General features: G+C 67.3%; 10 protein-coding genes. 4 read left to right on the plus strand and 6 right to left on the minus strand.

What is annotated here, in order from left to right; translation table 11 throughout:
• A partial coding sequence (locus INT49_RS20210) for a transposase (RefSeq protein WP_193119537.1) occupies positions 1–521 on the plus strand: 521 nt, incomplete at its 5' end.
• Positions 522–568: 47 nt separating this feature from the next.
• On the opposite strand, the gene INT49_RS20215 is transcribed toward INT49_RS20210, so the two are convergent.
• From INT49_RS20215 to INT49_RS20225, 3 genes are all read right to left on the minus strand, one after another.
• The gene (locus tag INT49_RS20215) at positions 569–790 is read right to left on the minus strand and encodes an FtsK/SpoIIIE domain-containing protein (protein WP_319021718.1); all 222 of its coding nucleotides are present in this window, start codon (positions 788–790) and stop codon (positions 569–571) included.
• Complete coding sequence (locus tag INT49_RS20220) at positions 787–2,577, minus strand: hypothetical protein (protein WP_193119539.1); 1,791 nt, start codon at positions 2,575–2,577, stop codon at positions 787–789. Before INT49_RS20220 ends, INT49_RS20215 begins: the two co-directional genes overlap by 4 nt.
• Before the next feature lie 190 nt (positions 2,578–2,767).
• The gene (locus INT49_RS20225; protein ID WP_193119540.1) at positions 2,768–3,853 is read right to left on the minus strand and encodes a 2,3-butanediol dehydrogenase; all 1,086 of its coding nucleotides are present in this window, start codon (positions 3,851–3,853) and stop codon (positions 2,768–2,770) included.
• Positions 3,854–4,022: 169 nt separating this feature from the next.
• On the opposite strand from INT49_RS20225, the gene INT49_RS20230 reads away from it, so the two are divergent.
• A complete protein-coding gene (locus tag INT49_RS20230) occupies positions 4,023–4,673 on the plus strand; it encodes an ankyrin repeat domain-containing protein (RefSeq protein ID WP_193119541.1) in 651 nt (216 codons plus the stop codon).
• Positions 4,674–4,986: 313 nt separating this feature from the next.
• Positions 4,987–5,271 (plus strand): hypothetical protein, encoded by a 285-nt coding sequence (locus tag INT49_RS20235; protein WP_193119542.1) that lies wholly within the window; start codon positions 4,987–4,989, stop codon positions 5,269–5,271.
• A gap of 333 nt (positions 5,272–5,604) precedes the next feature.
• On the opposite strand, the gene INT49_RS20240 is transcribed toward INT49_RS20235, so the two are convergent.
• On the minus strand, positions 5,605–6,303 hold the full coding sequence (locus tag INT49_RS20240) for a DUF4190 domain-containing protein (protein ID WP_193119543.1): 699 nt from the start codon (positions 6,301–6,303) through the stop codon (positions 5,605–5,607).
• A 350-nt stretch (positions 6,304–6,653) separates the two neighbouring features.
• On the opposite strand from INT49_RS20240, the gene INT49_RS20245 reads away from it, so the two are divergent.
• Positions 6,654–7,088: a transposase family protein gene (locus INT49_RS20245; protein WP_226851093.1), complete on the plus strand. Its 435-nt coding sequence runs from the start codon at positions 6,654–6,656 to the stop codon at positions 7,086–7,088.
• Between the two features lie 142 nt (positions 7,089–7,230).
• On the opposite strand, the gene INT49_RS20250 is transcribed toward INT49_RS20245, so the two are convergent.
• Together INT49_RS20250 and INT49_RS20255 are read right to left on the minus strand one after the other, a co-directional pair.
• Positions 7,231–7,572: a hypothetical protein gene (locus INT49_RS20250; RefSeq protein ID WP_193119544.1), complete on the minus strand. Its 342-nt coding sequence runs from the start codon at positions 7,570–7,572 to the stop codon at positions 7,231–7,233.
• A complete protein-coding gene (locus INT49_RS20255) occupies positions 7,569–8,183 on the minus strand; it encodes a GIY-YIG nuclease family protein (RefSeq protein ID WP_193119545.1) in 615 nt (204 codons plus the stop codon). Before INT49_RS20255 ends, INT49_RS20250 begins: the two co-directional genes overlap by 4 nt.
• Positions 8,184–8,536 lie beyond the last annotated feature (353 nt).

Genomic DNA, 8,536 nt, shown 5'->3' on the forward strand with positions numbered 1-8,536 from the left:
CGTCGTCCTCTGCGCCGTCATCGCCTGGCTACGCAAATAGGAGACGCGCCCTAGCCCGCACCCATCGCGGTCGTCGCGGCCGCAAGGACGACCCGGCCTGGGCCCACCGGATGCTGTTGCTACGCGGCGCTGACACCCTCACTCCACGGGCCTGGGAGCGGTTGGAGACGGTGTTCCGCACCGATGACCCCACCGACGAGCTCTCCGCCGCCTGGGGCATCAAGGAGCAGCTCCGCCGCCTATTGGCGACCGACACCCTGGCTCAGGCCTGGGAGGAACGGATGCGGATGGGCTACTTCGTGCAGATCGCGAATATGCCCGAGGCGACCAAGCTCTACGACACCGTCGTGACCTGGTGGGACGCGATCGAGGTCCTCATCGTCACCGGCGCGACCACCGCTCGAGTCGAGGCCGCGAATACCGGCATCAAGAACATCAAACGCACTGGCCGCGGCTTCCGCAACGCCGAGAACTACCGGATGCGTATCCTGCTGACCAGCGCCACGAGAACCGTAGCGTGAATACCCGCTACAGCAGGGTCATTCACCATGAACCGCGAAGAGCCACATTAATAAACTTCTCTCTCTTCGATCAGGCGGGTGATTCGTGTTTCGTCACCTCGCGTCGCGACGCCGCCGACGTGGGGGAATGCTTCCAGGCGGCGCAGCCCGGAGCCGGAGAGGTCCAGGCCGTAGATCGCCACCTCGGCGGGCGTGCTGCTGAGAGCGAGCGATGCTCCGATGGTGCGTAGGAGGGTCGTGCGGCCGGACTGGGGCGCTCCGGTGATCACGAGGTGACGAGCGATCCTCCGCACGGACCAGCCCGCTTTCGACGGCCGGTATAGCGATGGGGGAGCGCGGCGGCCTCCTTCAGGCTTCGGGCCCGCTGGCTCGGGGCGCTGCGCAGGTCGAAGGCGCGACGCAGGTCTTTCTCGTGCAGGGGCGCCGGTGAATAGCCCATGAGGTCGTTGCCGCGAGCGATGATCGAGACGACCGCCGCAGCGGTGTTGCGGGTGCTCGCCTTCCGTCGCAGCACCGCATCATCGAGCTGGGCGACGCGCACCAGTAGGCGCCGGCAGGCGGTGAGGAGCTCGTCGCTCTCGGCGGATCCGGGCCGCTGCTCGAGAAGTGCGGTCACCCCCTCGACCAGGTGCGCGTCGATCTCGGCGGCGAGGCCGCGCAGCTCCTCGGGGAACAGCGCGAGCGCGAGCTCCTCGGTGGGCAGCGGCGTGGTGTCGAGCTCTGCGAGCACCTCGAAGCCGCCGGCGCGCAGGGCGAGGTCCGCCAGTCGCAGCGCGGTGGAGTCCTCGAGCTCGAGCGCGTAGTCGACCTGCTCCTCGAGTCGCCGCGCGCGCATGTGCGGATCAGCGCGACGGGCCGGGAACTCCTCGAGCAGCGGGGTGAGCGCGGACAGGGTCTGCGCGATGACGGACGGCTCCTCGCCCTTGCGCTCGAGCGACCAGCCGACAAGCGCCGGCAGGGCAGCGGGGATCTGCGCTACCGCCGCCTTGGAGAGCATCGGCACCGTGGGAAGGACCTCCGAGAGGATCCACTCGGCGAGCTCCGAATCCCAGCCCAGCGGATCGCCGAAGCTCGCGTCGAGCAGGATCATCAGGTAGGCGGCCAGATCCTCCACCGCCTTGCCCGGTTTCAGGTCGGCGGCGTGCTCGGAGACCGTGAACTCTTGGACCAGGTCGGTGCCGTCCTCGAGGATCCATGGCGGCCGCTCGGGGGTCGTCAGCGACGCACCGAGGGGTCCGCTGAGCAGGTCGTTCTCGTCGTACCCCGTCCCGCCCTCGGGCATCCGGCCCACGACGAACTCCACGAAGGGCCGCAGCATCGGCCACTGCTCCCAGTCGGCGGATTGCTCCACCTCCGCCGAAGTGTTGGCGAGGGCCTGGCTGAAGCGGGCGCGCGCATCCGCCGTGGTGACGACCTCGAGGACCGCGTCCAAGGAGCCCCCCTCCCTCGCCATGATCTCCCGGTACTTCCGGATGACCTCCGCCATGGACTCGCCGACCACGAAGGTGTCCTTGACGTACGGCGACGGACTCCACGGGATGTAGGAGATGAGCACGGCCCGCACGCCGCGGGGGAGGACCAGCTCCACCATCAGGTTCTCCCCGGCGCCGTCGGAGAAGGCGACTGCCTCGGCGACGGACGCCTGCGCGAGCCCGGAGACCTGCGGCGGCATCGGCTGGCGCCGGGCGGTGAGTCCCACCTGCGCCCGGGAGCGGAGACCCTCATCGGGGCTCATCGCGGCGACCATGTGCAGCAGCGCGGTGGTCTCCGCGACGTTGATCTCGAGGAAGGTGTCGAGCAGGTCCACCCCCTCGGGCAGCACCTCGGCCTGGTGCTCCAGATTCGCGAGCTCCGTGACCAACGGCGCCGCAGCCACCCAGAACGCGGACGGATCATCGGAACGCAGCGCTGGGCGGAGCGCCCGGATCAGAGGGTTCTCCGCCGCTGGTTCGACGGGGGAGGGCGCATGTCGTGAAGTGTGTAGAGCATGGCGGTTCGAGCGCTGGCGGGCGACGCCCCGTCCGAGCGGGTGGCGGTCATGGCGACGTCGGCTCATGGGGACATTCCATCAGGTGCGGGCCGACGGGGCGAGGAGGTGGGGCGCGAGATGGATGACGCTCAGTTCCGGTTCCGCCCGAAGATTTCGCTCCCGCGGCTGCACGGAGACGCCGAGAGAAACAGCGGGACCGGAGCTCCGCGAGGAGAGGAGCTCCGGTCGCGGCCGCCGAACGTCACGGCACCCCGGCTCAGGCCGGGTCGACGCCCTTGCCGGAGGGGGAGACCAGGATCTTCACGGCCGTCTCGTTGCGATGGATGAGGGTGTCGAACCCCTTGTCGATCAGGTCTTCGAGCTGGATGCGCCCGGTGATGAAGGGAGCGAGATCGATCTTGCCGCTCTCCACGAGCTCGATGACCGCCGGGTGGTTGTTGACGTATCCGATCGATCCACGCAGGTCGATCTCCTTCATCACCAGCTTGTGCATGTCGAAGTCGGAGCGGTGGCCCCAGATCGAGATGTTCAGCAGCACCCCGGTGGGTCGCAGCGCATCCATCAGGGTGTCCAGCACCGCCTGCACGCTGGTGGCCTCGAAGGCGATGTCCGCGCCCTTGCCGCCGGTGAGGTCGTGCACCTCCTGGGCCACGTCGACCGCGGCCGGGTCCAGTGCGTGATCCGCGGCGCCGGAGTCCAGGGCTTTCTGGCGGCGCAGTGAGGAGAGCTCGGAGATCACCACTGTCACGCCCAGGGCCCGCAGCACCGCGCCGGTGAGCAGTCCGATGGGGCCGGCGCCGCCGATCACGGCGATGTCACCGGCCTTCGCGCCGGAGCGCTGTACTCCGTGATAGGCGACGGCGAGCGGCTCGATGAGCGCGGCCTGGTCCAGCGGGATGCTGGGATCGATCTTGTGGACCCAGCGGCGAGGGACGGAGAGCTTCTCGGCCAGGCCGCCCCCGCCGCCGCCGAGGCCGATGAAGTTCATCCCCTCGGAGAGGTGGTAGTCGGTGGAGTCCGGACCGGTGTCGGTGCCGTCTTTGAGGATGTAGGGCTCGACGACCACCGTGTCACCCACCTCGAGGTCGGTGATGCCCTCGCCGAGCGCCGCCACGACCCCGGAGAGTTCGTGGCCGAGCGTCACCGGGGCCGTCTCCCCGGTCCAGGACGTCGGCGTGTCCGGGGTGGGGCAGAAGATCGGACCGTCCAGGTACTCATGCAGATCGGTGCCGCAGATCCCACAGAAGGCGACGTCGATGAGCACCTCGCCGGCACCGGCGGTGGGTTCGTCGATCTCCTCGATGCGGATGTCCTTGTTGCCGTAATAGCGTGCTGCGCGCACCGTGATCAACCCTCTCGACTTCGCTCTCCGGTCGCTTCTCGCCCGGGGAAGTGATGGCATCGATCGTAGCGAGCCGGATGAGATGCGGAGGGGGACCAACGTCGCTCCGAGCGGAGCGGCACGATGACCTGAGGACGACAACCCCCGACGAGATCCGCGATGACCGCTCATGAGCGCAGAATGGCCCGGCATCCTCGATCCCGAGGTGATGAACGAGAGCATCGTCGAGGCATCATCCCACCGCCTCGCGGACGCCGGGAAGACGGGCCGCTGGGACGTGGTGATCGATCTTCTCGAGTCGGGACAGGCGCAGGACGCCAACCAGTGGCGGTTCGGCGGGACGTCCTGGTTCACCCCGCTGCACCAGGCGGCGTGGCTCGGGGCCCCGGTCGAGGTCGCCGAACGACTGATCCGGCTCGGCGCGTGGCGCTCGCTCCGGACGGCCGACGGTGCCCGGGCGGTCGATCTCGCGCGGACGCGCGGCCACCGTCACCTGCGCGAGATCCTCGCCGTCCCGGAGCTGACCGAGCGAGAGCAGCAGAAGTTCGCGGCGTGGGATCAGCACTTGGCGGCCCTGATTGCGGAACGCACCCGGAGCCTCGATCCCGTGCGGTCCCGCCCGGTGCCCACCGAGGTGATCGCCCTGGACCGGCTCGAGTCGCCCTGGTTCCCCTATCCAGGGATGTACGGCGGCTTCCGCATGTCGATCCGGGAGGACCGGCTCGTGGTGGAGAGCTGGAGCCGGGTCGTCGGCGGCTCCGGGCAGAGGCACGTCATCACCGTGCGCGGGTGCGAGCTCGTCGAGGAAGGGTTCGTCTGAGCCGTCGTCGGCCCGTCGCGAGCCCGCTTATCCCACCTGTTCCACGGCTCCCGCCCCGCGTACCGTGGGAGCACCACGACAGGGGAGGCCTCGTCATGACCGCTCGATCCGGAGATCCCACTCACGAACCGTTCCCCGGACCTGGGGATCCGCCCGTGCCACAGCTCGAGGACGACGAGACGACGGCGCCCCGCCCGGAGGAGGAGATCGCGGATCAGCTGCGGTCCGAGCCCGCTCCGGACGGCCGTCCGCACGACGGCTGACACGCGGCGCACCGTACGAGCCGAGGTCGCCCCGGTGGGACCATGGCTCCATGGCGCACACGGAGCAGCTTCTCCTCGAGATCAGAGGTGCCCTCGACCAGCTGTCCCGCACCGCACAGGCGGAGCAGGACTCTTCTCGCGGCACGGTAGCGCGCAACCTTGCGGTTACGTTCTCAGGCGTCATGGACCGCAGCACGCTCCGAGACGCGGCGCGGGAGTCGCTGGCACTGTTCCGAGGCGGTATGGGCTCGTTCCAGGACGTCGGCACCGCGCCCATGGCCGATGCGGTTCAGCGGCTGCACCGCGCGCTGTCCAGGGCATCGCAGCGCTGGTGACCCCGCGCCTCCACTCGGATCTCGACCCCGGTGATGGCGGTGCTCGCCGTCGGCGTCCGCGTGCCCAGGGTCGTGGGGTCTCGGGCGCCTGGTCGGCGAGGACCCTCACTCCGGTGTGGGCAGCCAGATCCATCCTTCGTCGGCCGCGGCGACAGCTCGGCCGGGCTCCGCGATCTCTACGTGGCGCAGGCCCGGGCGACGAAGCGGCTTGTCACGTTGACGGTTGCTGCGGTCGGCGCGGTACCAGTCCCCGTATGAGCCCTTCGGCGAACGGTGAGGAGTCCTGGTCTCACGCGTCCGCGAGCGTGTCAACAACGTCATGGCCCGCAACATCTAGTCGATCACTTCTGCCTCGATGACCTCGAAACTGGGTACTCGGGTCCCTCCGCCGAGGGAGCTGTAGGTCTTCCCTCCATCGAGGACGACGCTCAGCTTCACTTCATCGTCAGCGATGATGCCCGCAAGTTTGGGGCATTCGGAATTCCCATCACCGCTGAAGGCCAGGGAGTTGTGCTCGTAATCGAGCCATGAAGATTTCTTCTCTGCGGAGACGCTGATGCGCATCTCGCATGGCCCTGTGTTGGCGTCGAACTGCGTGACGTATCCGTACACGATCATCGTCTCGCCAACGTGGGCGTCAGGGTCCTTGGCGATGCCGGCCAACTCGCGTTCGTCGATCTCCGCGAAATCCTCCGGGGCATAGGAAGTGGGCCTTGCTGTCGTCGTATCGCCGCCAGGAAGCAGAGCTAGCACGAACAGCCCTGTCGTCACGAGCGAGGTCAACGTTGCGATCGTCGAGAGCGTGATCCCGGCGATGGCAAGCCCTCGCAGGACCGGCTTGCGGATCGCGAGGATGGCGAGAAGGAGACCTGTCATCCCCAGAAACAGTCCGACGAAAGGGATCCATCCGAAGAAGAAGGCGACGAGACCAGTGATGAACGAGATGACAGCGAGAGCACTCGACGGGCGCGGAGCGTTCGGGGGCATGTACGGCGGGCGCGACCCGTACGGGTGGTTCCATGCGGGAGTCATGTGACCACTGGTGGAGGGGTAGGACACGGCAGCGTCCCTTCAGAAGAAGAAGTTGAGGATTTGAGAACCAAGATACCGCGAACATAAAGATGGAGAGGACGAATGGTCGGAAATCGGGCTCTTCAGAGTTGAGTGTGGGCGCGCCGGTGGTGCGGGGTAGATGGGGATGGACGTCGAGGTCCTCGATGTTGAGCGGACTCTTACCTCTGCTCGCACCAAGGACCTCGACAATGCTCAGCCATGGTTGCGTATTCCCTGACGCTCTCGCTCGCTGCGAACGGAGCGACCTTCTTCTCGACTTCCCCGATCTTCATCTGCGCACGGTCGAGAAGGACCGGCAAGGTGGTCTGATGCTTGAGGTGGAATCCTCCGACCCGGTGACCGGCTGTCCCGGCTGCGGGGTGGTCGCGACTGGTCACGGCCGGGTGGTGGGCGAGGTGATCGACGCGCCCTGGGCGGGCCGGGCGGTGAGGATCCGGCGGCGCAAGCCCCGTTGGATCTGCCGCGAGGAGGTCTGCTCGGTGGTCTCGTTCGTCGAGCAGGACCCCGCCGTCTGCGTGCCGCGGGGCCTGCTGAGCACCGGCGCGATCCGCCGGGCGATCGACCTTCTCCGCTTCGAGGGATTGACGATCCAGGGCCTAAACAGACAGCTCGGCACCACCTGGAACACGGTCTGGTCCCAGGTCCAACCGCTCCTGACCGCGGCGGCGAACGACCCCGTCTACCGCTTCCGCATGCTCCGCATCACCGGCGGACTCGGCGCCTCATCCCACACTCAACTCTGAAGAGCCCGAAAAGCCAACCCTGCTCACGCGCATGACCCCGATCCCGGTCGGATCCGAGGAGCAGGGGAGGATGTGAGGGGGTGAGCCACCGGGCGCCCGTACCGTCGGCGATCCGCAAGCACCGCGCTCCCACGGGGAGTGCTCAGGCCGTGGCGTCCTCCGACCGGCTCACGAGGACTCGATCGAGCAGATCGTCGGAGTGGAACTTCGCGAAGTTCGAGGGCCCTCGCCGCATGAGTCCCAGTGCCATGGAGCGTGCCGCCGCCAGCACGCTGGGACGCGACAACACCTCCGCGATCTCCCCGCCCGCCACGGTGATGGCTGTGCAGTCGGGGTAGCTCCGGTAGAGCGAATGTCGCTCCGCCATCAGTTCTCGGCGATCCGTACGGTTGATGATCCGTGAGTCGACGTTGAGGATCCCGAACATCTCCGAGGGAGTGCTGAACTGCATCAAGTAGTACAGCTCGACGTTGTGCGCGTTCACGGTGAAGAGACGTCTTCTGTCGCGTGTTCGTGACGTGGAGGGCATCGCCGAGGCCCCCAGTACAGGCCGCCCGTTGCGGAGGGCCACGGGATGACCGCGTTGACATAGGCGGTGAGATCCTCGAGTGCTGTGGCCTGTGCAGGGTGCGCCATGAACTCGTCGAACTTCGCGCGATTGCGGATCCGACGTTCTGCGGCGCGGGTGCGTTCGTCCAAGGGGTAAGAGGGCTGCACTCCTTCGAGCCACTCCGCTTGCTGCTCCTTGTCGACGACGAGGTCGATCTCCGCCTCACCGGCAGGCATTCGCGTGAGCATCTTGTTCCGGATGCGGAAGGACTGCTCGGTCTGGGTGATCATCGTGCGTTCCAGCGCATCGAGTTCGGCGTGGCCACACTCGATGAACGAGATCGCGATGATGTCGTCCCAGCGGCGGCGATGGGACGCTATCCGACTGGTCAGATCGACTGTCTTGCCAACGTACTTCTCGCCGCCCTTGAACTCGAGCGTGTAGACGCCTGTCAGCTTCCGATCGATTCCGAAGTAGACGCTGGGGGCGACATCGTTGGTGACCTCCCACCGCCTTTGGGTTCTGGGACGTTTCATGTCGATCACCTCGGATGTCTCTCTGAGTGCGCGCTTACGACAGACAGGGCTCTGACGAAGGGATGGAGGGCGCGCGCCGCCAGCGGGCGATGGGGGCCACTTCCGCCGACCAAGGGGGCTACCGCCTCTGCTGTACTTCGATTGTCCCCGAAGAAGGGCGGCTTGTTCCGAGGTCAGAAAAATCCCTGGACGATGGTGCTCGCCGTTCGAGGAGACTGGCCGATAGCTCCAGCGCCACCCATCGTGCCGGTCGGGGGCCCGTTCCTTGATCCCCGGCCCGGTGACTACAACGTCGTGACCCGCAACAGCTAGGGCGCGTCTCCTATTTGCGTAGCCAGGCGATGACGGCGCAGAGGACGACG

The sequence above is a fragment of the Brachybacterium tyrofermentans genome, from assembly GCF_014897585.1.
In the GTDB taxonomy this organism is placed as follows: Bacteria; Actinomycetota; Actinomycetes; order Actinomycetales; family Dermabacteraceae; genus Brachybacterium; species Brachybacterium tyrofermentans.

Coding starts and splice junctions, on each gene's coding strand:
- INT49_RS20220 (WP_193119539.1), bottom strand. CDS start 2,577: ATGAGCCGACGTCGCCATGACCGCCACCCGCTCGGACGGGGCGTCGCC.
- INT49_RS20230 (WP_193119541.1), top strand. CDS start 4,023: ATGAGCGCAGAATGGCCCGGCATCCTCGATCCCGAGGTGATGAACGAG.
- INT49_RS20235 (WP_193119542.1), top strand. CDS start 4,987: ATGGCGCACACGGAGCAGCTTCTCCTCGAGATCAGAGGTGCCCTCGAC.
- INT49_RS20240 (WP_193119543.1), bottom strand. CDS start 6,303: ATGACTCCCGCATGGAACCACCCGTACGGGTCGCGCCCGCCGTACATG.
- INT49_RS20245 (WP_226851093.1), top strand. CDS start 6,654: ATGCTTGAGGTGGAATCCTCCGACCCGGTGACCGGCTGTCCCGGCTGC.